The sequence below is a fragment of the Microbacterium sp. LWH12-1.2 genome, from assembly GCF_040675825.1.
GTDB lineage: Bacteria > Actinomycetota > Actinomycetes > Actinomycetales > Microbacteriaceae > Microbacterium.
In genome coordinates, this window is the sequence record NZ_JBEGIJ010000001.1 from 1381016 (window position 1) to 1402347 (window position 21332).

20 protein-coding genes are annotated in these 21332 nt (G+C 65.8%); 9 read left to right on the forward strand and 11 right to left on the reverse strand.

From position 1 onward, the window contains the following. Positions 1 to 13: 13 nt before the first annotated feature. The 7 genes from MRBLWH12_RS06625 to MRBLWH12_RS06655 all read left to right on the forward strand — a co-directional run bounded on the left by MRBLWH12_RS06625 (position 14) and on the right by MRBLWH12_RS06655 (position 5929). The gene (locus MRBLWH12_RS06625) at positions 14 to 643 is read left to right on the forward strand and encodes a cytochrome c oxidase subunit 3 (RefSeq protein WP_341974392.1); all 630 of its coding nucleotides are present in this window, start codon (positions 14 to 16) and stop codon (positions 641 to 643) included. A gap of 20 nt (positions 644 to 663) precedes the next feature. Beyond that, positions 664 to 1467: a c-type cytochrome gene (locus MRBLWH12_RS06630; protein ID WP_341974391.1), complete on the forward strand. Its 804-nt coding sequence runs from the start codon at positions 664 to 666 to the stop codon at positions 1465 to 1467. A gap of 36 nt (positions 1468 to 1503) precedes the next feature. After that, a complete protein-coding gene (locus MRBLWH12_RS06635) occupies positions 1504 to 2586 on the forward strand; it encodes a ubiquinol-cytochrome c reductase iron-sulfur subunit (RefSeq protein ID WP_341974390.1) in 1083 nt (360 codons plus the stop codon). Further along, positions 2583 to 4397: a cytochrome b gene (locus MRBLWH12_RS06640; protein ID WP_363547385.1), complete on the forward strand. Its 1815-nt coding sequence runs from the start codon at positions 2583 to 2585 to the stop codon at positions 4395 to 4397. Before MRBLWH12_RS06635 ends, MRBLWH12_RS06640 begins: the two co-directional genes overlap by 4 nt. Before the next feature lie 97 nt (positions 4398 to 4494). Then, positions 4495 to 4899 (forward strand): RidA family protein, encoded by a 405-nt coding sequence (locus tag MRBLWH12_RS06645; protein ID WP_363547387.1) that lies wholly within the window; start codon positions 4495 to 4497, stop codon positions 4897 to 4899. After that, on the forward strand, positions 4892 to 5410 hold the full coding sequence (locus MRBLWH12_RS06650; protein WP_363547390.1) for a GNAT family N-acetyltransferase: 519 nt from the start codon (positions 4892 to 4894) through the stop codon (positions 5408 to 5410). The genes MRBLWH12_RS06645 and MRBLWH12_RS06650 overlap by 8 nt, the downstream gene beginning before the upstream one ends. A 99-nt stretch (positions 5411 to 5509) precedes the next feature. Beyond that, positions 5510 to 5929 (forward strand): rhodanese-like domain-containing protein, encoded by a 420-nt coding sequence (locus MRBLWH12_RS06655; protein WP_363547393.1) that lies wholly within the window; start codon positions 5510 to 5512, stop codon positions 5927 to 5929. Positions 5930 to 5990: 61 nt separating this feature from the next. Here MRBLWH12_RS06655 and MRBLWH12_RS06660 read toward each other — a convergent pair whose 3' ends face one another. Next, on the reverse strand, positions 5991 to 6380 hold the full coding sequence (locus tag MRBLWH12_RS06660) for a MarR family winged helix-turn-helix transcriptional regulator (protein ID WP_341974385.1): 390 nt from the start codon (positions 6378 to 6380) through the stop codon (positions 5991 to 5993). A gap of 86 nt (positions 6381 to 6466) precedes the next feature. On the opposite strand from MRBLWH12_RS06660, the gene MRBLWH12_RS06665 reads away from it, so the two are divergent. Next, complete coding sequence (locus MRBLWH12_RS06665; protein WP_363547397.1) at positions 6467 to 7900, forward strand: MFS transporter; 1434 nt, start codon at positions 6467 to 6469, stop codon at positions 7898 to 7900. A gap of 56 nt (positions 7901 to 7956) precedes the next feature. Here the strand turns inward: MRBLWH12_RS06665 and MRBLWH12_RS06670 are convergent, their stop codons facing one another. The 5 genes from MRBLWH12_RS06670 to MRBLWH12_RS06690 all read right to left on the reverse strand — a co-directional run bounded on the left by MRBLWH12_RS06670 (position 7957) and on the right by MRBLWH12_RS06690 (position 13032). Then, positions 7957 to 8391, reverse strand: coding sequence for a cytochrome c oxidase subunit 4 (locus MRBLWH12_RS06670; protein ID WP_341974383.1), 435 nt, complete (start codon positions 8389 to 8391; stop codon positions 7957 to 7959). 3 nt (positions 8392 to 8394) lie between these two features. Beyond that, complete coding sequence (gene ctaD / locus MRBLWH12_RS06675; protein WP_341978393.1) at positions 8395 to 10047, reverse strand: cytochrome c oxidase subunit I; 1653 nt, start codon at positions 10045 to 10047, stop codon at positions 8395 to 8397. A gap of 78 nt (positions 10048 to 10125) precedes the next feature. Continuing rightward, positions 10126 to 11043 (reverse strand): cytochrome c oxidase subunit II, encoded by a 918-nt coding sequence (coxB, locus tag MRBLWH12_RS06680; RefSeq protein ID WP_341974382.1) that lies wholly within the window; start codon positions 11041 to 11043, stop codon positions 10126 to 10128. A 96-nt stretch (positions 11044 to 11139) separates the two neighbouring features. Next, complete coding sequence (erpA, locus tag MRBLWH12_RS06685) at positions 11140 to 11502, reverse strand: iron-sulfur cluster insertion protein ErpA (protein ID WP_363547400.1); 363 nt, start codon at positions 11500 to 11502, stop codon at positions 11140 to 11142. A 102-nt stretch (positions 11503 to 11604) separates the two neighbouring features. Continuing rightward, positions 11605 to 13032: a dipeptidase gene (locus MRBLWH12_RS06690; protein ID WP_363547403.1), complete on the reverse strand. Its 1428-nt coding sequence runs from the start codon at positions 13030 to 13032 to the stop codon at positions 11605 to 11607. Between the two features lie 46 nt (positions 13033 to 13078). Here MRBLWH12_RS06690 and MRBLWH12_RS06695 point away from each other — a divergent pair, with 46 nt between their 5' ends. Further along, the gene (locus MRBLWH12_RS06695; RefSeq protein ID WP_363547406.1) at positions 13079 to 13651 is read left to right on the forward strand and encodes a DUF3043 domain-containing protein; all 573 of its coding nucleotides are present in this window, start codon (positions 13079 to 13081) and stop codon (positions 13649 to 13651) included. A gap of 62 nt (positions 13652 to 13713) precedes the next feature. Here MRBLWH12_RS06695 and MRBLWH12_RS06700 read toward each other — a convergent pair whose 3' ends face one another. The 5 genes from MRBLWH12_RS06700 to dnaE all read right to left on the reverse strand — a co-directional run bounded on the left by MRBLWH12_RS06700 (position 13714) and on the right by dnaE (position 21324). Then, positions 13714 to 14736 (reverse strand): quinone-dependent dihydroorotate dehydrogenase, encoded by a 1023-nt coding sequence (locus MRBLWH12_RS06700; RefSeq protein ID WP_363547409.1) that lies wholly within the window; start codon positions 14734 to 14736, stop codon positions 13714 to 13716. Between the two features lie 10 nt (positions 14737 to 14746). Then, a complete protein-coding gene (gene nrdR / locus MRBLWH12_RS06705) occupies positions 14747 to 15217 on the reverse strand; it encodes a transcriptional regulator NrdR (protein ID WP_341974377.1) in 471 nt (156 codons plus the stop codon). 10 nt (positions 15218 to 15227) lie between these two features. Continuing rightward, positions 15228 to 16532: a histidinol dehydrogenase gene (hisD, locus tag MRBLWH12_RS06710; RefSeq protein ID WP_363547413.1), complete on the reverse strand. Its 1305-nt coding sequence runs from the start codon at positions 16530 to 16532 to the stop codon at positions 15228 to 15230. Between the two features lie 2 nt (positions 16533 to 16534). Then, complete coding sequence (locus tag MRBLWH12_RS06715) at positions 16535 to 17743, reverse strand: hypothetical protein (protein ID WP_363547416.1); 1209 nt, start codon at positions 17741 to 17743, stop codon at positions 16535 to 16537. Positions 17744 to 17811: 68 nt separating this feature from the next. Continuing rightward, complete coding sequence (gene dnaE / locus MRBLWH12_RS06720; RefSeq protein ID WP_341974374.1) at positions 17812 to 21324, reverse strand: DNA polymerase III subunit alpha; 3513 nt, start codon at positions 21322 to 21324, stop codon at positions 17812 to 17814. Positions 21325 to 21332: the final 8 nt, after the last annotated feature.

Here is a 21332-nt window from a genome sequence, read left to right on the forward strand (position 1 = left end):
CCATAATGGAAGGGTGACGACCTCAGCGACGTATGCCCCGGCGGCGAGAACGATCAAGCGGCCCAACCCGGTAGCTGTCGGCACCATTGTGTGGCTCGGCAGTGAGGTGATGTTCTTCGCGGGACTCTTCGCGATCTACTTCACGCTCCGCAGCACCTCACCCGAGTTGTGGGCTGAGCGGACAGAGCTGCTGAACGTTCCGTTCGCGTTCATCAACACCGTGATCCTGGTCCTCTCCTCCGTCACCTGCCAGATGGGCGTCTTCGCCGCCGAGCGGCTTCAGCCGTACACGACGAAGAAGCGCGGCATGCTCGGCTGGGGAATGGTCGAGTGGTTCTTCCTGACATTCGCGCTCGGCGCGGTCTTCGTCTCAGGCCAGGTGTGGGAGTACGCACAGCTCGTCGCTGAGGGCATGCCCATCAGCGCCGACTCGTACGCGTCTGCCTTCTACCTGACCACCGGCTTCCACGCCCTGCACGTCACCGGCGGGCTCATCGCCTTCCTGCTCGTCATCGGCCGCGCCTACGCCGTCAAGAACTTCGGGCACAAGGAGGCGACCTCCTCGATCGTCGTGTCGTACTACTGGCACTTCGTCGACGTCGTCTGGATCGTCCTGTTCGCCGTTATCTACTTCCTGAAATAAGAGCGGAGCTGATCCCCGAGATGGCACGAGAGAAGAAGCGTCGCTCCAGCGGTCGTCGCAGCCCGATCGCTGCGGCCGCGCTCATCGGAGCAGGCCTGATGATCACGGGCGCTGTGTACGCCGGTGCGTCGGCCGCGTTCGCCGCCACCGACACCCAGGCGGCCGCGTCCACCCAGCTGACCGTGGAGGACGGCGAGAAGCTGTTCACCGCGAACTGCGCCACCTGCCACGGCCTCGACCTGCAGGGCACGCCCAATGGTCCGAGCCTGTACGGCGTCGGCGAGCTCGCGGCCGAGTTCCAGCTCGCCACCGGCCGGATGCCGCTGCAGATGCAGGGCCCGCAGGCTCCGCAGAAGAAGCCGCAGTTCACCGAGGACCAGATCAAGGCGATGGCGTCGTACGTCCAGTCGGTCGCTCCCGGTCCGACCTACCCCGATGAGCACCTGCTCGACGGTGAGGGCGACGTCGCGAACGGCGCCGAGCTGTTCCGCGTCAACTGCGCGATGTGCCACAACGTCGCCGCCGCCGGTGGCGCCCTGACCGAGGGCAAGTACGCCCCCGCTCTGACCGAGACCAGCGCGCTGCACATGTACGCGGCCATGGTGACCGGTCCGCAGAACATGCCGGTCTTCGGCGACATGAACCTGTCCGACGAGGACAAGCGCGACATCATCTCCGCCCTGCTCTTCCAGCAGCAGGCCGTGCAGATCGGCGGAGCGACACTCGGCTCGCTCGGACCGGTCTCCGAAGGTCTGTTCATCTGGATCTTCGGCATCGGCGCGCTCGTCGCCATCACCGTGTGGATCACGGCGAAGTCCAACTGACGCTTATTCATCGAAGAGGAACGTACGAGGAGCACCATGGCACACGACGACGACACGCAGGCTCTTGACAGGGCCTACCAGCCCTCTCCGGGGCTGGGCGTCGCAGTCAGCGACCCCGTGCAGAACCCGGGGCTGCCGCCGCACCGGGAGCGGATGACCGACAAGGATCCGCGCGCTGAGAAGAACGCGGTGCGCACGGTCTACTCGCTGTTCTACCTCTCGCTCGCGGGCAGCATCTGGGCGGTCGCCGCTTACATGCTGTTCCCGATCGAGAGCGGCGCGCTCATCGACATCCGCAACAACAATCTCTTCATCGGACTCGGCATCGCGCTCGCGCTGCTGGCTCTCGGTATCGGCGCGATCCACTGGTCGAAGGCGCTGATGTCCGACAAGGAGTTCATCGAGTACCGCCACCCCACTCGGGGCAAGGATTCGACGCGCGAGGCGGCGATCAAGGCTTTCGCCGAGGCGAACGAGGAGTCCGGCTTCGGACGTCGTTCGATGATCCGCAACTCGTTGATCGCCGCTGTCGTGGCATCGATCATCCCCGGTGTGACTCTGTTCCGCGGCCTGGCCCCGCACGCCGGCACCGACCCGGAGCACCCGCACGTCGGCGACCCGGTGGCACTGCTGAAGCACACCATGTGGGACAAGGGGATGCGCCTCGCTCGCGACCCCGACGGCACTCCGATCCGTGCAGCCGATGTCACCCTTGGCTCCGCCTTCCACGTCATCCCGGAAGAGCTCGCCGAACTCAGCCACCACGATGGCTACCTCGAGGAGAAGGCGAAGGCGATCGTCCTGCTCATGCGCCTGCGCCCGGAGCAGCTCATCGAGGCCGATGACCGCAAGGACTGGTCGTACGACGGCATCGTCGCGTACTCCAAGGTCTGCACCCACGTCGGCTGCCCTGTCGCACTGTACGAGCAGCAGACGCATCACCTGCTCTGCCCCTGCCACCAGTCGCAGTTCGACGTCACCGACCACGCCAAGGTCATCTTCGGCCCGGCGGCTCGCCCGCTTCCGCAGCTGCCGATCATGGTCGACGACGAGGGCTACCTCGTCGCACGCAGCGACTTCAAAGAACCCGTCGGCCCGAGCTTCTGGGAGCGCCATTGAGCACTGCAACGCTGTCCAAAGAGGACAAGGACAACAAGGCACCGCTCGGCGGCCGCTTCGTCGGCGCTGCGTCGAACTACATCGATGAGCGCACCAGCCTCTCCGGTTTCGTCAAGGAACTCGGACGCAAGATCTTCCCCGACCACTGGTCGTTCATGCTCGGTGAGATCGCGCTGTGGAGCTTCGTCGTGGTGTTCCTCTCCGGAACCTTCCTGACGTTCTTCTTCCAGGCCTCGATGGTCGAGACCCACTACACCGGCGCCTACGCGCCGATGCGCGGTATCGAGATGTCCGCGGCCCTCGAGTCGTCGCTGTACATCTCGTTCGACCTGCGTGGTGGCCTCCTGGTCCGCCAGATCCACCACTGGGCCGCACTCGTCTTCGTGGCCGGCATCGGCGTGCACATGCTGCGCGTCTTCTTCACCGGTGCGTTCCGCAAGCCGCGCGAGCTCAACTGGGTGATCGGCTTCGTGCTGTTCGTGTTGGCCATGGCAGAGGGCTTCACCGGCTACTCGCTTCCCGACGACCTGCTCTCGGGCAACGGCCTCCGCATCATCGACGGCATGATCAAGGGCATCCCGCTGATCGGCGTCTGGACCTCGTACATCCTCTTCGGCGGCGAGTTCCCTGGCACCGACATCGTCGGTCGCCTCTACACGCTGCACATCCTGCTGCTGCCGCTGTTGGTCATCGGACTGATCGTGGTGCACCTGATGCTGATGGTCATCAACAAGCACACGCAGTTCGCCGGCCCCGGCCGTACGAACGAGAACGTCGTGGGCTTCCCGATGATGCCGGTCTACATGTCGAAGATGGGCGGATACCTGTTCATCGTGTTCGGCACGATCGTGCTGATCGCGACGTTCTTCCAGATCAACCCGATCTGGAACTACGGCCCATACGACCCATCCCCCGTGTCGGCAGGAACGCAGCCGGACTGGTACATCGGCTTCGCCGACGGCGCCCTGCGCCTGGCGCCGTCGAACCTGGACCTCGTCCTCTTCGATCGCACCTTCTCGTTCGGCATCCTGATCCCGCTCGTGGCGCTGGGACTGTTCATCGTCCTCGTGGCGATCTACCCGTTCCTCGAGGCGTGGGTCACCGGCGACAAGCGCGAGCACCACATCGCTCAGCGTCCGCGCAACGCCGCCACCCGCACCGCCATCGGCGCGGCCGGCGTCATCTTCTACGCGGTGCTGTGGGCTGCAGCATCCTCCGACCTCATCGCGACGCACTTCATGCTCACGATGGAGGGGGTCATCCTCTCCCTGCAGATCCTGCTGTTCCTGGGGCCGATCCTCGGCTACTTCGTCACGAAGCGCATCTGCATCGCGCTGCAGAAGAAGGACCGCGAGATCGTGCTGCACGGCTTCGAGTCGGGTCGCATCGTCCGCCTTCCTGGTGGCGAATTCATCGAGGTGCACCAGCCGGTCGACAAGTACGACCGCTGGAAGCTCATCGATGTCGACGGCTACCAGCCGCTCGTCGTGCGCCCGAACGCGAAGGGCCGCATCCCGTGGACGGAGAACGTCCGCTCGTCGATCTCCCGCTGGTTCTACGAGGACCGACTCGCTCCGCTCACGCAGGCAGAGGTCGAGGCGGCAGACGCACATCAGCACCACGTCCTCGCACACGACGAGGAGATCGAGAACGCCGAGATCCAGGGTGCGCACGAGCGCGCCGGAGCACCGGATGCTCCTCTGGTCGCGACCGAGGATCACATCGGCGAGACGCCGAACACCCCGAGCACGGTGATCGCCACCGAGCCGGTGAAGAAGCCTCGCAAGAAGAAGTCGGAGGAGGGCGAGTAGTTCGCCGCTCCCCCACGAGGAAGGCCCTGTCGGTCGCTGAGATGCGAACCGACAGGGCCTTCCTCGTTCGTGCGCGCACCCGTGAAAGGATCGGAGCATGTCTGCAGTCCGTCTCATCCGTTCGTCCTCCCTCGCCGAAGCCCCGTACGCGTACGCCGCGACCGCAGCGGCCGGCGCTCGCCTGATCTTCCTGGCCGGGGCCTGCCCTTTGAATGACGACGGGTCCACAGCCGCACCGGGCGACTATGCCGCTCAGGCCGCGCGCTGCATGGAGACGTTGTCTGTCGCATTGCATGCGGCCGGTGCTGCGCTCTCCGACGTCATCAGCACCCGGGTTCTCGTCGCCTCCAGCACCCGCGAGGACCTCGTGACGGCGTGGGATGTCGTTCACGCGAGATTCGGCTCGCATGACGTGCCCAGCACGCTCCTCGGGGTGACCGTCCTCGGTTACCCGGACCAGCTCGTCGAGATCGAAGCGATCGCGGCCGTGCACGATGACTGACTCGTTGCGCGTCGCCATCCGCCCCGCTCGGGAGTCCGACCTGGCCATCGCGGAAGAGATCGAGGCCGAGGCCGACGCCCTGTTCATCGAGCTGTTCGGCGCGACCGATTGGCCGCCACCCGCGTCAGCATCGGAACGGTCCGCACTTCCTGGATTCGTCCTGGTGGCGGAGGACGTCGAAACGCCCCATGACGTCGTCGGCTTCGCTCACGTTCTGGAGATCGACGGGCAGGCGCACCTCGAGCAGCTCTCAGTCCTCCCCCGGCACGGCAGGAGAGGCTACGGCCGGATGCTGGTCGCTGCGGCCAAGGCCGAAACACAGCGTCGGGGGTATCAATCCATCACGCTGCGCACCTACCGTGACGTCGCCTGGAACGGGCCCTTCTATGCGACGTGCGGCTTCCACGAAAGCCTCCCTTCCACGCCCTTCCTGCACAGGCTTGTCGAGGTCGAGTCACGGCTCAACCTCGACCGCTATGGTCCTCGCATTCAGATGACCGCCGTCGTCTGACCGCCCGTCTTTGCCGAAGCCCCACAGAATGGCGGAAATCAGTTGTTCGGCGGCCGCACAGCGCCGGACGTCGATGACGCTCCTCAATAGGCTGAAGGCATGATCGAACGTGCAGACTTCTTCGCAGCCAAGCTCGCCTACGAGACCGACGCCAGTGACGTCCATGCGGCGCTGAAGGCCGGAGAGCAGATCGTCGTGATCGACGTCCGGTCCGACGAGGCCTGGGCGCAGGGGCGCGTCGCCGGCGCGATTCACATGCATTACAGCGAGATCGCCGCACGAGCCGCCGTCGAGATCCCTGCGGACGCACAGGTCGTCGTGTACTGCTGGAGCCCTGGATGCAACGCTGGCGCGAAGGGAGCGCTGGAGTTCGCGAAGATCGGATACGAGGTCCGCGAGATGATCGGCGGTTTCGAGTACTGGGTGCGTGAGGGCTATCCGGTGCAGGATGCCGAGGGCACCCACCATCGCCCCATCGACCCGCTCACCGGCATTCCGCGCGTCCGTACTCGCGCCTGACGGTACGCGCACCGAAGAGCCGCCCGTCTCGCTTGAGACTCCGCAACCGGCGGGGTTGAGGTCAGGCGAGGTGCTTCTGAAGCACGGCCCGATGGGTGGGGCTCGCGGCGCTCCAGCGTTCCCTCCCCCGGTCCGTCAGCATCAGGAAGCTGGCGCGACGGTCGAAATCGCACTCGCCCCGGGCGACGAGACCCGCCTTCTCAAGGCGGGACACGGTACGTGACAGAGCGCTCTGACTGAGATACATCTCCGTCTCGAGTTCTTTCATCCTCACCTGAGGATCCGCATCATGCTGAGCATGCACGGTAAGAGCCTGCAGGACCTCGAATTCACTGAGTCCCAGCTCGTGCTGCGACTGGAGTTCGCTCTCCAGTTCGCAGGATGCATTGTGGTAGGTGCGCAGTGTTTCGGACCACTTCACGCAGACATCGCTATCCGGTGCCGACTTCATGAGCATCAGCGTAGCATGTGCACACATTTAATGACATGGCATTCAATGCGTTGACATCAAATGCACAGGCATGTACGTTGATCGACGTGACACTTACGCAAACAGACCTCACTCCCCCGACAGCTTCCCCGTCGACCAACCGTCGATGGGGCCTCAAACTCTGGGCCATCCTCTTCGTCGCCGGACTCGCCATGTTCCTGGACGCGCTCGACGTCTCCATGGTCGGCGTCGCGCTGCCCTCCATCGGCGCCGAGCTGGGCCTGGACACCATCAGCCTCCAGTGGATCGTGAACGGCTACATCCTCGGATACGGTGGCCTCCTTCTGCTGGGCGGCCGCGCCTCCGACCTCCTCGGCCGACGGCGCGTCTTCCTGGCGGCCCTGGTCGTGTTCGGGATCGCTTCTCTCGTCGGTGGCATCGTCGACGACGGCGCCCTCCTCATCGCCAGCCGTGTCGTCAAGGGAATCGCGGCGGCCTTCACCGCGCCGGCGGCTCTGTCCATCATCACCACCACCTTCAAACAGGGACACGACCGCAACAGAGCGCTGTCGATCTTCACGGTCTTCGGTGCGACCGGCTACGCCTCGGGACTGATCATGTCCGGCCTGCTGACCGGGATCGACTGGCGGCTGACCTTCTTCGCCCCGGTCGTCGCTGTCGCCGTCGTCCTGGTCGCCGCGTTCATCGTGGTTCCCAAAACCCAGGAAACCGAGCGTGGACGCATCGACTTCGCCGGAGCCGCAATGCTCACCGGTGGCATGCTCGCCGCCGTCTACACGATCGTGACCGCCCCGGAGACGGGCTTCACCGGCGGGGTCATCGTCACGCTCGTGGTGGCTGTGGTCCTTCTGGGTGCCTTCTTCCTGACGGAGAGCAAGGTGCGCCACCCGCTCGTGCGCCTCAGCATCTTCAAGGTGACATCGATCGTACGAGCCAACCTCGCCGCCATGGCGATCTTCGGCTCCTACATCAGCTTCCAGACGATCGTGTCGCTGTATCTCCAGAACACCCTCGGCTGGGCACCTCTGCAGATGGCGCTCGCACTAGCGCCGGCTGGGATCATCGTCGCGATCCTCTCGCCGCTCGCCGGTCGTTTCATCGATCGCTTCGGCACCACGCCGATGATCATCGTCTCGATGGCCTCCTTCGTGCTGGGATACCTCTGGTTCATCCTGCGGGGCGGCAGTCCGGACCCGGCGTACTTCGTCGACTACCTGCCGAGCTTCCTCCTGCTGGGGCTGGGATTCGCGATCGGCTTCTCCGCCGTCATGGTCCAGGCCGCGGAGAGCATCGCCGACGAAGAGCAAGGATTGGCATCCGGATTGGTGCAGACATCGGGCCAGATCGGCGGTGCGATCGTCCTGGCGATCGCCACCAGCCTTATCAGCGCTACGACGGCGACCAGCATCGCCACATACCGCCCGGGGCTGTATCTGGTGATCGCCGTCGCGGTGATCGGCCTGCTGGCCTCCACATCGGTGCTGCTCACCCGCCGCCGGACGGTGGACGCCTCAATCTGAGCCAGACATGAAGAAGGCCCCCGGAGAGATCCGGGGGCCTTCTTCATGTCTGGAAATCAGCGCGCGAAGTTACCGCGGTAATACTCGTACACCCAGCCGACGATCGCGACCACGAAGATCGCAAGACCGATCGGCAGGAGGAAGTGGCCAACGGCCAGCCCGACGATGAAGATCGCCGCGGACGCCGCGAGAACGAGCGGCCACCAGGACCACGGGCTGAACTCGCCGAGCTCCGGGTCACCGTCATCGATGTCCGCCGTGAGGATGTCCTCGGGCAGCTCGCCGCCCTGGGCAGCGTGCGTACGATCCAGGTAGAACGCGATCATCGCCCCCATGAAGGCGGTGAAGAACAGGGCGACGGTGCCGACCCACTCGATTCGGTTCACGATCTCGAGATCAGGGTGAGCCAGGATGTTCCACCCGGTGTAGATCACGCCGACGAGCGCGAAGAACGCGGTCAGCACCCACCAGAGAATGACATTGTCACGCATGGCTCAGTGGACCTCTCGTTCGCCGGGCGCGGTGGTGGCGAACTCCGCCGCCTCCGGGTGGTTCAGATCGAACGCAGGACGCTCGCTGCGGATCCGCGGGATCGACGTGAAGTTGTGTCGCGGCGGCGGGCAGGAAGTCGCCCATTCGAGCGAAGCGCCGTAGCCCCACGGGTCGTTGACCGTGACCTTGGGCGCCTTGCGTGCCGTGATCCACACGTTCAGGAAGAACGGCAGCATCGAAGCGCCGAGGATGATCGCACCGATCGTCGAGACCTGGTTCTGCCAGGTCCAGCCGTCGGCGGCCGAGTAGTCCGCGTAGCGGCGCACCATGCCGTCGACGCCCAGCCAGTGCTGGATGAGGAACGTCATGTGGAAGCCGATGAACAGCATCCAGAAGTGCACGTAGCCGAGACGCTCGTTCAGCATGCGGCCCGTCCACTTCGGCCACCAGAAGTAGAACCCGGCGAACATCGCGAACACGACGGTACCGAAGACCACGTAGTGGAAGTGCGCGACGACGAAGTACGAGTCGCTGAGGTGGAAGTCCAACGGCGGGGCGGCGAGGATGACACCGGTCAGACCGCCGAATACGAACGAGACCAGGAAGCCGAGGGCGAACACCATCGGCGTCTCGAACGTCACCGATCCTCGCCACATGGTTCCGATCCAGTTGAAGATCTTCACACCAGTCGGTACGGCGATGAGCATCGTCATCAGCGCGAAGAACGGCAGCAGGACAGATCCGGTGACGTACATGTGGTGGGCCCACACCGCGACCGAGAGCGCCGCGATGGCGATCGTCGCGTAGACGAGGGTCTTGTAACCGAAGATCGGCTTACGGCTGAACACCGGGAAGATCTCCGAGACGATGCCGAAGAACGGCAGCGCGATGATGTAGACCTCGGGGTGCCCGAAGAACCAGAACAGGTGCTGCCAGAGGAGCACGCCGCCGTTGGCCGGGTCGTAGATGTGCGCACCGAGCACGCGGTCGGCACCGGCGGCGAAGATCGCGGCGGCCAGAACCGGGAACGCCATGATCACCAGCAGGCTCGTGATCAGCGTGTTCCACGAGAAGATCGGCATGCGCCACATCGTCATACCCGGAGCTCGCATGGTGATGACCGTGGTGATGAAGTTCACCGCACCGAGAATGGTTCCGAAGCCGGAGATGCCGAGTCCCAGCATCCACAGGTTTCCACCTGCGCCGGGCGAGAACGTCGCGCCGGCGAGTGGCTGATAGGCGAACCAGCCGAACGAGGCCGCGCCCTGCGGGGTGAGGAAGCCGGCGACGGCGATCGTCGATCCGAACAGGAACAGCCAGAAGGCGAAGGCGTTCAGACGCGGGAACGCCACATCGGGCGCTCCGATCTGCAGCGGCAGGATCGCGTTGGCGAATCCGGCGAAGAGCGGCGTCGCGAACATCAGCAGCATGATCGTGCCGTGCATCGTGAACAGCTGGTTGTACTGCTCCTTCGTCGGGACGATCTGCATCCCGGGTGCGAACAGCTCGGCGCGGATGACGAGAGCCATCACGCCTCCGAGGAGGAAGAACAGCACCGAGGCGATCAGGTACATGTACCCGATGGTCTTGTGGTCTGTGGAGGTGATCCACTTGACGACGATGTTGCCCTTCTGCTCCACACGCGAGGAGCTCATCAGAGCAGCCTGGCGGGCGGGAAGTGCAGACGGACGGGAGCGGTGAGCGTCGCCGGATTCAGAGTTGGTCGACATGGCTTACTCTCCCTCTTCCTCGGAGTGGGACTCTTCCCCGGAGTCAGACGGTCCCGTGCCCGGGAAGTTGCCGAGACGGTCATAGGCATCGGTGATGCTGCCGGTGTTGCCCTTCTCGCGGAGAGACTCGACGTATGCGTCGTACTCGTCCTGCTCGACGACCTTCACCTTGAACAGCATCATCGAGTGATACTCGCCGCAGAGCTCGGCGCACTTGCCCTCGTACTCGCCGACGCGCGTCGGGATGAAGGACCAGGAGTTGTCCTTCCCGATGTACATGTCCTTCTTGTAGAGGAAGTCGATGATCCAGAAGGAGTGGATGACGTCGCGGGACTGGAGGTCGATCGTGACCTTCTGATCGACCGGGAGCACCAGAGTCGGCAACTGCGACTGGTCGATGTTGCCCTCTTTATCGGGCTGCGCCTGGATGCCCATCGTCCAGACGGCGTCGGAATCGTCTTCGTCCTCGCCGTCGTACTGGAAGTCCCAGGCCCACTGCTTGGCGATCGCGGTGATCTCGACGTCGGGGTCGTCCCACTTCGCCTCGATCTCCGTCTGATCGCGAGCGGTGAAGAAGAACATGCCCAGCACGAGGATGAGCGGCACGATCGTGTAGAAGATCTCGATCGGCATGTTGTAGCGCAGCTGCACCGGCAGGCCGACCTGGCCCTTGCGGCGGCGGTAGGCGATCGCAGCCCAGGCCATCAGGCCCCACGTGATCACACCGACAGCGAGCAGCACGATCCAGGAGTTCACCCAGAGTGACGACACTCGATCTGCCTGGTTGGTGGTGGCAGGAGCGCCGTCCACGAAGCCCGGGAGATAGCCGTGTTCCTGGGCGGTGGTACACCCCGCTAGAACCACAGCTGCCGCAACTCCCAGGGGGAGGGCGGCCCAACGAAGGCGGTGTTTCGAGGGCACGATGCACCTTTCAGATCGCGGACAGGGCACGCCTCAAGTCTAGGGCAACCTCACACCTGATTCATGCCAACCACGCAGGTTGGACGGGGTCGAGAATCAGTGGAAGCTGTCGCCGCAGGCGCAGCTTCCGGCCGCGTTCGGGTTGTCGATCGTGAAGCCCTGCTCCGAGATCGTGTCCTTGAAATCGATGGACGCGCCGTCGAGATACGGGACGCTCATGTTGTCGATGATGACCTCGACGCCGTCGAAGTCGACGGTCTCATCGCCCTCGAGGTAGCGCTCGTCGAAGTAGAGCTGGTAGATGAGTCCGGAGCATCCGCCGGGCTGAACAGCCACGCGCAGGCGCAGGTCGTCGCGGCCCTCCTGCTCGAGCAGATTCTTGACCTTGACGGCCGCAGCCTCGGTCAGGTTCACGCCGTGGGCGCGGGCGGTGTCGGCAGTCAGTGTGGTGTCGGTCATGTCGCTCCTTGTGACGGGCCGCGCCAGGCGCGGCTTTCCCATCGATTGTACCGTCGCTGCCCGTGTACGCGGCGAGGACGAGGGAAAGCCGCGCCCGGGTGTTCAGAGCGGCAGCGTGATCTCGTTCATCCGGGTGAGCAGCAGCGCTTCGGTCGTCACCGCGTGGCGGAACGTGTCGAGGTGCAGCGACTCGTTCGGACTGTGCGCGCGGGAGTGCGGATCCTCGACGCCGGTGACGAGGATCTGGGCCCCCGGGAACTCCCGGACGAGATCGGCGATGAACGGGATCGACCCTCCGACACCGAGGTCGACGGGAGCCGCGTCATAGCCGTCACGCATCGCATCACGGGTCAGCGCGACTGCCCAGCCGCTGGTGTCCACCAGGAAGCCGTTGCCGAGATCGGCATCCGAGAAGGTGAGCTCCGCGCCGTACGGCGCGTGGGCGCGCAGGTGCCGCTGGAGCGCCTCGTACGCCTCTTCACCGGACTGCCCCGGTGCCACGCGCGCACTGATCACCACCGTCGCCTCGGGAAGCAGCGTGTTGGATGCTGCTGCGACGCTCGTCGCGTCGATGCCGATCACCGTGATCGACGGCTTGTTCCAGATCCTGCTGAGGATGGTTCCGTCGCCGATCGGCGACGTCCCCGGCAGCAGACCCGCCTCATCCCGCAGCGTCTCCTCGGTGTAGTCCGGAGTCGGGGCGTCCCGCTCCGTCATTCCCTCGACGGCGACGGAGCCGTCTTCGTTCCACAGGGTCGACAGGAGCTTCACCGTCGCCATCATCGCATCTGGAACGGCGCCGCCGAACATCCCGGAGTGGGAAGCGTGGTCCAAGGTGCGGACGCGCATCGTGAATCGTGCGTTCCCCCGCAAAGAGACGGTCAAGCCGGGAGTGACCGAATCCCAGTTGCCCGAGTCCGCGACGACGATGGCGTCGGCACGCAGCGCCTCCTTGTTATCGGAGAGGAACTGGGCGAACGAGCGGGAGCCGTACTCCTCCTCCCCCTCGATGAACATCGACACGCCGAGTTCCAGATCGTCGCCGAGCACCTCTGCGACAACCCGCAGCGAAGCGATGTGCGCCATGATTCCGGCCTTGTCGTCGGCGGCACCTCGTCCGTAGAGACGGCCGTCGTGCACCGTCGGCTCGAACGGCGGGGTCTCCCAGAGCTCGTCGTCTCCGGGAGGCTGCACGTCGTGATGCGCGTAGAGCAGGATCGTCGGCTTGCCGTTGCGCGCGGCGCGCGTCGCCAGCACCGCCGGCTGGCCGTGCTCGTCGGTACCCGGGATCGCGGCCCGCAGCACGCGTACCTCGTCGAACACCCCGGTTCCGGTCGCGAGCGCGGCGACGGCGGCGGCACTGCGCTCCAGCTGCGTCTGATCGAATGCGGGCCACGCGATGCCGGGGATCCGGACGAGATCGCCCAGATCGGCCAGCGCCGCAGGGATGCCGGTTGCGACGGCCTCGGCGATCGCCGGATCGACGGCGGGAGACGGATTTGATTCGCTGGAAGGGGCAGGAGAGTTCATGCGAGTAATCTTAAGGTGAACCCCCTGTAGCGAACCGAGGAACCTCGTGGCCAATACCCCTGCCTCCCCATCGACGAACGACGACGCCTCTGAGACGCCCGCCGTCGGAAAGGGACGCGCGACGCCCACCCGTGCGCAGCAGGAGGCGGCCCGCCGCCGCCCCCTTGTCGCGAACACCAAGGAGGCCAAGGCCGCAGCTCGTGCCGAGCTCAACGAGCGCCGCGCACGCGCGCAGGCCGGAATGGCCGCCGGCGAGGACAAGTACCTGCCGCCCCGCGACAAGGGACCCCAGCGCCGCTGGGTCCGTGACTACGTGGACGCCGGCTGGCACCCCGCAGAGTTCGTGATGGCCGTGATGGTCCTCGTCATCCTGGCTTCCCTCGCCCCCGCCAACCTCGCGATCGCCTATTACGCGTACATCGTGATGATGGCGTATCTGCTGATCGCCGTCGGCGGGATGATCCTGCTCGGCCTGCGCGTGAAGCGCAAGGCAGCGGAGAAGTTCGGCAAGGAACGCCTGGAGAAGGGCCTCGGCTGGTACGCGGCCATGCGTGCGCTCCAGATGCGGTTCATGCGCCTTCCGAAGCCGCAGGTCAAGCGCGGCAAGTACCCGGCCTGACTCGCCTCGTCTTCGAAAAAGGCCTCATGCTCCCGGGAGCATGAGGCTTTTCTCGTCAGTGCTCAGCCGCGGCGCAGCCCGCGATTGATCTCGCGACCCCACAAGGGGCCGCGGTAGAGGAACGCCGTGTAACCCTGCACGAGAGTGGCCCCGGCATCCAATCGCTCCTGCACATCGTCGGCCGTCTCGACACCGCCGACGGCGATCACGCAGAACTCCTCGGGCACCGCCGCGCGCACGACCCGGAGCACCTGCAGCGACCGCTCCTTCAGCGGGGCGCCGGACAGACCGCCGGCGCCGGCCGCTTCGACCGTCGCTGCATCCGTACTCAACCCGTCGCGGCTGATGGTCGTGTTGTGGGCGATGATGCCGGCCAGACCTTCGGCGACAGCCATCTGCGCGATCGCGGTGATCTCGTCATCCGGAAGGTCGGGAGCGATCTTCACCAGCAGCGGGGTCTCCCCCGCTGCCGCTCGCACCGCTCGCAGCAGCGGCGCGAGCGTCTCCACAGCCTGCAGGCCACGGAGACCGGGGGTGTTCGGCGATGACACGTTGACGGCAAGATAGTCGGCCAACGGAGCGAGTGTGATTGCGGATGCGACGTAGTCGGCCGTGGCGTCCTCCACCTCGACCACCCGGCTCTTGCCGATGTTCACGCCGATCACCGTGTCGGGCGCACCCCGACGCAGCCGGGCGAGGCGGCGTGCCGCAGCATCCGCTCCCGCATTGTTGAAGCCCATGCGGTTGATGACGGCACGATCCGCGATCAGCCGGAACAGTCGCGGCTTGGGATTTCCCTCCTGTGGGATCGCCGTCACCGTGCCAACCTCGACGTGGCCGAACCCCAGGGCTGCGAGACCGCGCACTCCGACGGCATTCTTGTCGAACCCGGCGGCGATGCCGAACGGCGAGGGGAAGACGAGCCCGAGGGCTTCGACCTGCAACGTGGGATCCGGGCGGGTCAGCGCACGAGTCGCCCAGGAGAACGGCGGCACGCCGAGGATGCGGATCACCGCCATGCCGGCATGGTGGGCGAACTCGGGGTCGAAGCGCGACAGGACGGCGCGGAAGAGCAGCGGATACATCCCTGCCAGGTTACCGTTCGTCGGGCTCGGACTTCGCGTGGTCCCGGCGCAGATCGCTGATCGCGCTCTCGAAGTCGTCCAGAGAGTCGAAGGCCTGGTACACGCTCGCGAAGCGCAGATAGGCCACACGGTCGAGGTCGCGCAGTGGACCGAGGATCGCCAGCCCGATCTCGTTCGTGTCGAGCTGCGACACCCCGGTCTGCCGGACGGCCTCCTCGACGCGCTGAGCGAGGATCGCGAGATCAGCCTCGGTGACCGGACGCCCCTGACATGCCTTGCGGACGCCTGCGATCACCTTCTCGCGACTGAACGGCTCCATGACGCCTGATCGCTTGATCACGTTCAGGCTCGCGGTCTCCGTCGTCGTGAACCGCCCGCCGCATTCCGGACACTGACGGCGTCTGCGGATCGAGAGCCCGTCATCGCTCGTTCGCGAATCGATCACACGGGAGTCCGGATGCCGGCAGAAGGGGCAATGCATGTCGTCTAACCTACGCCGTGAAACGGGCCTCGATCGCTTCGCCGTGCGCGGGCAGCACCTCGGCGTTAGCCAGCGCGACCACACCCTCTCGCACCGCGGCGAGGGCCGCGTGGTCGTATTCGATCACCTGCTGGGGGCGCAGGAAGGTGTAGGCGCCGAGGCCAGGAGCGTAGCGCGCCTGGCCACCGGTCGGCAGGACGTGATTGCTGCCGGCCATGTAATCGCCGAGACTGACCGGGGTCTGGTCGCCGACGAAGACGGCACCGGCGCTCGTGAAGGCCGCCGCCGCCTCTCGCGCATCCGACAGGTGAAGTTCGAGGTGCTCGGGTGCGTAGGCGTTGCTGAACGCGGTCGCCATCGCCCGGTCGTCGACCAGCACGATCGCCGATTGCGGACCGTCCAGCGCCGCTGCGACGCGGACACTGTGTCGCGTCGCCGCCGCCTGCCGCTCGACCTCGACGACGACCTGCGCCGCGAGTTCGGGCGAGTCGGTGACGAGCACGGCCGATGCCTGCTCGTCGTGCTCGGCCTGGCTGATGAGATCGGCCGCGACGAGACGCGGGTCGGCATCCGCATCGGCCACGATGAGAATCTCGGTCGCGCCCGCCTCGGAATCCGTACCGACGACGCCGGCGACGGCACGCTTCGCAGAGGCGACGTAGTTGTTGCCCGGTCCGGAGACGACGTCGACGGGATCGAGGCCGATGGTGGGCACGCCCCACGCGAAGGCACCGACAGCACCGGCGCCGCCCATCGCGTAGACCTCGGTGATGCCGAGGAGACCGGCGGCAGCGAGGATCGTCGGGTGGACCCGCCCGTCCTGATCGGACTGCGGCGGCGATGCGAGTGCGATCTGCTGGACGCCGGCGACCTGCGCGGGAACCGCGTTCATGATGACGCTCGAGGAGAGGGGCGCCTTGCCCCCGGGGATGTAGACCCCGACTCGCCCGACGGGCTGCCAGCGCTGGATGATCCGCGCACCCGCGCCGATGTCGGTCGTCCGGGCAGCCGGAACCTGCGCTGCGGATCCCTGCCGCACGCGGCTGATCGCTTCTTCGAAGGCGGCGCGCACGATCGGGTCGACGGATGCCAGGGCCTCATCGATGTGCTCCGCCGGAACGCGGACGGCGTGGCCGACGACTCGATCGAAGCGCTCGGCCTGCTCGCGCAGCGCGTCCTCACCGCGCTCGCGCACGTCGTCGACGATGCGCGTGGCCGCCTCGAGCGCCTCGGCGCGGGCTTGTGTGGCGCGCGGCACGGCCGCGAGCATGTCAGCGGGCGAGAGCTCGCGCCCTCGAAGGTCGATGGTGCGCACGTTCAGCCTTTCGCGATGTCTGCGAGGTCGTGCAGGTAGCCGATCCGACCATCGTCGTGCCGCACCACGTAGGCGCCGCCTCGGTCTTCGATCACGAGCGCCCACGCGCCGGGACCGATCCGGAAGAGCGTCTCACCGCGCTCGTCGTGGACGTCGCGCTCGGTCGGCGCGAGGATCCAGAACGGCTGGGCAGCGGGTGCCGACTCGCGCGGGTTCGTCGCGTCGAGATCGGTGGCGTCATCCAGATCGGCTGCGGGATCCGCATCGTGGCCGGCGGATGGCTCGGAAAGCTCCTCGACGAGAGCGTCGAAGCCGTCCGCGGCGCCGTACTCGTCGTTCTCGACCGGTTCAACCTGCCAATCGGCATCCTGTCCCCGCGACCGCCGCGAGTAGGACGGAGCATATGTGTCAGCCGCGGTGGTCTCCTCGGTCCCGGTGCCGCCGTTGGACGCGTGAGCGGCGAGGGGCACCTGACCTGCGAAGTCGGCCCGGAGGATCTCGTCCGTCGTGTGCTCACCCGACAGTTCGAGGTCGAGCACCATGGTGGCCGATTCGTTCTGCGGTGCATCCGCCGTGGCCGAATCCCACTCGGCGACGGCCGCGCCGGGAGCTTCGGGGGCGTGCTCGGGAGCGACGGGGCGAGGTCGGGCGATCACGGGACGAACCGGATTCGCGTTCCGGTGGGCCAGTGTGACGAGGCGCCCCTGGAAGTCCTCCTTGAGGCCGGGGATGATCGGCGCGAAGACCGTGAACGCGACGAGAGCCAAGGAGACGATCACCTGGACCACACCGTTCCAGGGCAGGGTCCAGCTGCCGTACCCGATCGAGGCCGCCACCGCTCCCCACAGGCTGCCGAGCCACACCGTCGCCGAGACCGAGAAGGCGACAGAGGCGAACTGATCGATACCGAGCGAACCGACTCGACGGATACCGTCCGGTGAGAATCGGCGCAGGACCAGCAGGAAGACCGCGACCGTCGGCAGGCCGATCGGCAGGATCCACTGGATACCCACCGCCCAGATCGACGCTTCGCCGACGAGGGGGAAGAACGAGACGACGAAGGCGACAAGCCACGCGGCGACGATGAGCAGCTCACGAAGCGTGAAACCGAGGATCCCGTACTCGGGAGTGACCTCCTCGTCGTAGAGCACGCCGTCCTCGATGAACGCTTCGCTCTCGCTGTCGGTGAACTCGGGCTGGTCGGTGCTCATAGTGGTCCTTTCGTCGCGGTGCGCGGCGGGGTCTTTCCGCGCTCCCAACGCGTCCCGATACTACCCGGTCATCCCAAACAGGACGGCCCGAGCAGAGACTTGAGGTCACCGAACAGGTCGGCTGTCACCTTGACCGGCATCGGCACCTCGAACACCTTCGCGGTCCCGCCGCGGTGCACGCGCAAAACGACCTCGGTCTCTCCGGAGTGCCGACGCAGCACCTCGGCGAGCTCGTTCATGACGCGTTCTGTCGCACGCTGCTCCGCCAGCACGAGTGCGAGCGGTCCGGCCGCATCGAACGAGCCGACGTCCGGTGCGAAGGCGGATTGCGCGTGCAGGTTCAGCCCGTCATCACGGCGCGACACCCGTCCGCGGACCGCGAGGATCGAGTCCTGCTGCAGGACCAGCTGGAACTCGGTGTAGGTCTTGCCCATGAACATCACGGTGACCTCTCCGTTGAAGTCCTCGACGGTGATCATGCCGTACGGATTGCCGCTCGACTTCGCCACACGGTGCTGAACGCTGGTGACGAGGCCAGCGACGGTGACCTGCTCGCCGTCCTGGATATCCTCGGAGTTGTTCAGGTCGTGGATCGAGATTGAGGCATGTTTCGCCAGCGGCACCTCGAGACCGGCGAGCGGGTGATCGGAGACGTACAGCCCGAGCATCTCGCGCTCGAAGGCGAGCTTGTCCTTCTTCGTCCACTCCGGCCGATCCGGCACCTTCGCATCGTGCTGCGGCTCATCCCAGAGGCTGTCGAAGTCGAAGCCGACCTCGCCGTGGGCCTCGCGACGCTTGTCGAGGACGATCTGCTCCACAGCGTCCTCGTGGATCTCCATGAGTGCACGACGGGTGTGCCCGAGTGAGTCGAACGCTCCCGCTTTGATCAGCGATTCCACGGTTCGCTTGTTGGCGACGTGCAGTGGAACCTTGCCCAGGAAGTCGTGGAACGAGGCGAAGTTCTCTTCCTGGCGAGCCTGGACGATGCCGTCGACGACGTTGCTGCCGACGTTGCGCACCGCGCCGAGACCGAAGCGGATGTCTTCCCCGACGGCGGCGAAGAAGTTGATGGACTGGCCGACGTCCGGCGGGAGCACCTTGATGCCCATGCGGCGGCACTCGTTGAGGTAGAGCGCCATCTTGTCCTTGGAGTCGCCGACGCTCGTGAGCAGCGCAGCCATGTACTCCGCGGGATAGTGCGCCTTGAGATACGCCGTCCAGTACGAGATCACGCCGTAGGCGGCCGAGTGCGCTTTGTTGAAGGCGTAGTCGGAGAAGGGGAGCAAGACGTCCCAGATCGCCTTCACCGCACCATCCGAGTAGCCGTTCGCGTGCATTCCCGCTTGGAAGCCCTCGTACTGCTTGTCGAGCTCGGACTTCTTCTTCTTGCCCATCGCGCGACGGAGGATGTCGGCCTGCCCGAGGGAGAAGCCCGCCACCCGCTGCGCGATCGCCATCACCTGCTCCTGGTAGATGATCAGGCCGTAGGACTCGTCGAGGATGTCGGCGATCGACTCGGCGAACTCCGGGTGGATCGGGGTGATCTCCTGCAGGCCGTTCTTGCGCAGCGCGTAGTTGGTGTGCGAGTTCGCACCCATCGGGCCCGGTCGGTACAGGGCGATGAGCGCCGAGATGTCACCGAAGCTGTCGGGCTTCATCAGTCGCATCAGCGAGCGCATCGGACCGCCGTCGAGCTGGAACACGCCGAGGGAGTCGCCACGGGCCAGCAGGTCGTAGGACCCCTGGTCGTCGAGGGCGAGCTCTTCGAGGACCAGGTCCTCGTCGCGGTTCAGCTTGATGTTCGCGAGGGCGTCGGAGATGATCGTCAGGTTTCGCAGCCCGAGGAAGTCCATCTTGATGAGGCCGAGGGACTCGCACGACGGGTAGTCGAACTGCGTGACGATCTGACCGTCCTGCTCCCGCTTCATGATCGGGATGATGTCGATCAGCGGGTCGGAAGACATGATGACGCCGGCGGCGTGCACGCCCCATTGACGCTTCAGGTTCTCCAAGCCCAACGCCGTGTCGAAGACCGTCTTCGCCTCGGGATCGGTCTCGATGACCACCCGGAACTCACTGGCCTCCTTGTAACGCGGATGCTTCGGGTCGAACATCCCGTCCAGCGGCATGTCCTTGCCCATCACGGCCGGCGGCATCGCCTTGGTGAGCTTCTCCCCCATGCTGAACGGGAAGCCGAGGACGCGGCCGGCGTCCTTCAGCGCCTGCTTCGCCTTGATCGTGCCGTAGGTGACGATCTGGGCGACGCGCTCGTCTCCGTACTTGGCGGTGACGTACTGGATCACCTCGGCGCGTCGACGATCATCGAAGTCGACGTCGAAGTCGGGCATCGAGACGCGGTCCGGGTTGAGGAACCGCTCGAAGATGAGTCCATGCTCGATCGGGTCGAGGTCGGTGATCCCCATGGCGTAGGCGGCCATCGACCCCGCACCGGAACCGCGGCCGGGGCCGACGCGGATGCCGTTCTTCTTCGCCCAGTTGATGAAGTCGGCGACCACGAGGAAGTAGCCCGGGAACCCCATCTGCGTGATGACGCCCGATTCGTACTCGGCCCGCTTGCGCACGTCATCCGGGATCCCGTGCGGGTAGCGCATCTGGAGACCCTGCTCGACCTCCTTGATGAACCAGCTCTCCTCGGTCTCGCCCTGGGGCACCGGGAAGTTCGGCATGTAGTTCGCACTGGTGTTGAACTCGACCTCGCAGCGCTCGGCGATGAGCAGCGTGGAGTCACAGGCCTCGGGGTTGTCGCGGAAGATCTGGCGCATCTCGGCCGCAGACTTCACGTAATAGCCGTCGCCGTCGAACTTGAAGCGATTGGGGTCGTCGAGCGTCGAACCGGACTGCACGCAGAGGAGAGCGGCGTGGCTGGTGGCGTCGTGCTGATGCGTGTAGTGGAGGTCGTTGGTGCCGACGAGGGGGATGCTGAGGTCCTTCGCGATCTTCAGCAGGTCGGTCATGATCCGGCGCTCGATGGATAGGCCGTGGTCCATGATCTCGGCGAAGTAGTTCTCCTTGCCGAAGAGATCCTGGAACTCGGCCGCAGCGGCACGTGCCGCGTCATACTGGCCGAGGCGCAGTCGGGTCTGGATCTCCCCCGACGGGCAGCCGGTCGTGGCGATGAGTCCCTTGGAGTACTTCTGCAGGATCTCGCGGTCCATGCGGGGCTTGAAGTAGTACCCCTCCATGCTCGCCAGCGACGAGAGCCGGAAGAGGTTGTGCATGCCCTCCGTCGTCTCGCTGAGGAGGGTCATGTGCGTGTACGCACCGGAGCCGGAGACGTCATCACGCTGCTGTTCGGGCGATCCCCAGCGCACGCGCGTCTTGTCGCTGCGGTGCGTGCCAGGGGTGACGTACGCCTCGATGCCGATGATCGGCTTGATGCCGGCATCCTTCGCGGTCTTGTAGAACTCGAAGGCGGCGAAGGTGTTGCCGTGGTCGGTCACCGCGACCGCCGGCATCCCCTGTTTCACCGCTTCTTGAATGAGCGGCCCGACCCGCGCAGCACCGTCCAGCATCGAGTACTCGCTGTGCACGTGCAGGTGAACGAAGGAGTCGGATGCCATGGGTTCAA

What these genes read in the sequence shown, in the direction of transcription:
- MRBLWH12_RS06630 (WP_341974391.1), top strand. Translation starts at nt 664, where the DNA reads ATGGCACGAGAGAAGAAGCGTCGCTCCAGCGGTCGTCGCAGCCCGATC.
- MRBLWH12_RS06635 (WP_341974390.1), top strand. Translation starts at nt 1,504, where the DNA reads ATGGCACACGACGACGACACGCAGGCTCTTGACAGGGCCTACCAGCCC.
- MRBLWH12_RS06645 (WP_363547387.1), top strand. Translation starts at nt 4,495, where the DNA reads ATGTCTGCAGTCCGTCTCATCCGTTCGTCCTCCCTCGCCGAAGCCCCG.
- MRBLWH12_RS06650 (WP_363547390.1), top strand. Translation starts at nt 4,892, where the DNA reads ATGACTGACTCGTTGCGCGTCGCCATCCGCCCCGCTCGGGAGTCCGAC.
- MRBLWH12_RS06655 (WP_363547393.1), top strand. Translation starts at nt 5,510, where the DNA reads ATGATCGAACGTGCAGACTTCTTCGCAGCCAAGCTCGCCTACGAGACC.
- MRBLWH12_RS06660 (WP_341974385.1), bottom strand. Translation starts at nt 6,380, where the DNA reads ATGAAGTCGGCACCGGATAGCGATGTCTGCGTGAAGTGGTCCGAAACA.
- MRBLWH12_RS06670 (WP_341974383.1), bottom strand. Translation starts at nt 8,391, where the DNA reads ATGCGTGACAATGTCATTCTCTGGTGGGTGCTGACCGCGTTCTTCGCG.
- ctaD (WP_341978393.1), bottom strand. Translation starts at nt 10,047, where the DNA reads ATGAGCTCCTCGCGTGTGGAGCAGAAGGGCAACATCGTCGTCAAGTGG.
- erpA (WP_363547400.1), bottom strand. Translation starts at nt 11,502, where the DNA reads ATGACCGACACCACACTGACTGCCGACACCGCCCGCGCCCACGGCGTG.
- MRBLWH12_RS06690 (WP_363547403.1), bottom strand. Translation starts at nt 13,032, where the DNA reads ATGAACTCTCCTGCCCCTTCCAGCGAATCAAATCCGTCTCCCGCCGTC.
- MRBLWH12_RS06700 (WP_363547409.1), bottom strand. Translation starts at nt 14,736, where the DNA reads ATGTATCCGCTGCTCTTCCGCGCCGTCCTGTCGCGCTTCGACCCCGAG.
- nrdR (WP_341974377.1), bottom strand. Translation starts at nt 15,217, where the DNA reads ATGCATTGCCCCTTCTGCCGGCATCCGGACTCCCGTGTGATCGATTCG.
- MRBLWH12_RS06715 (WP_363547416.1), bottom strand. Translation starts at nt 17,743, where the DNA reads ATGAGCACCGACCAGCCCGAGTTCACCGACAGCGAGAGCGAAGCGTTC.
- dnaE (WP_341974374.1), bottom strand. Translation starts at nt 21,324, where the DNA reads ATGGCATCCGACTCCTTCGTTCACCTGCACGTGCACAGCGAGTACTCG.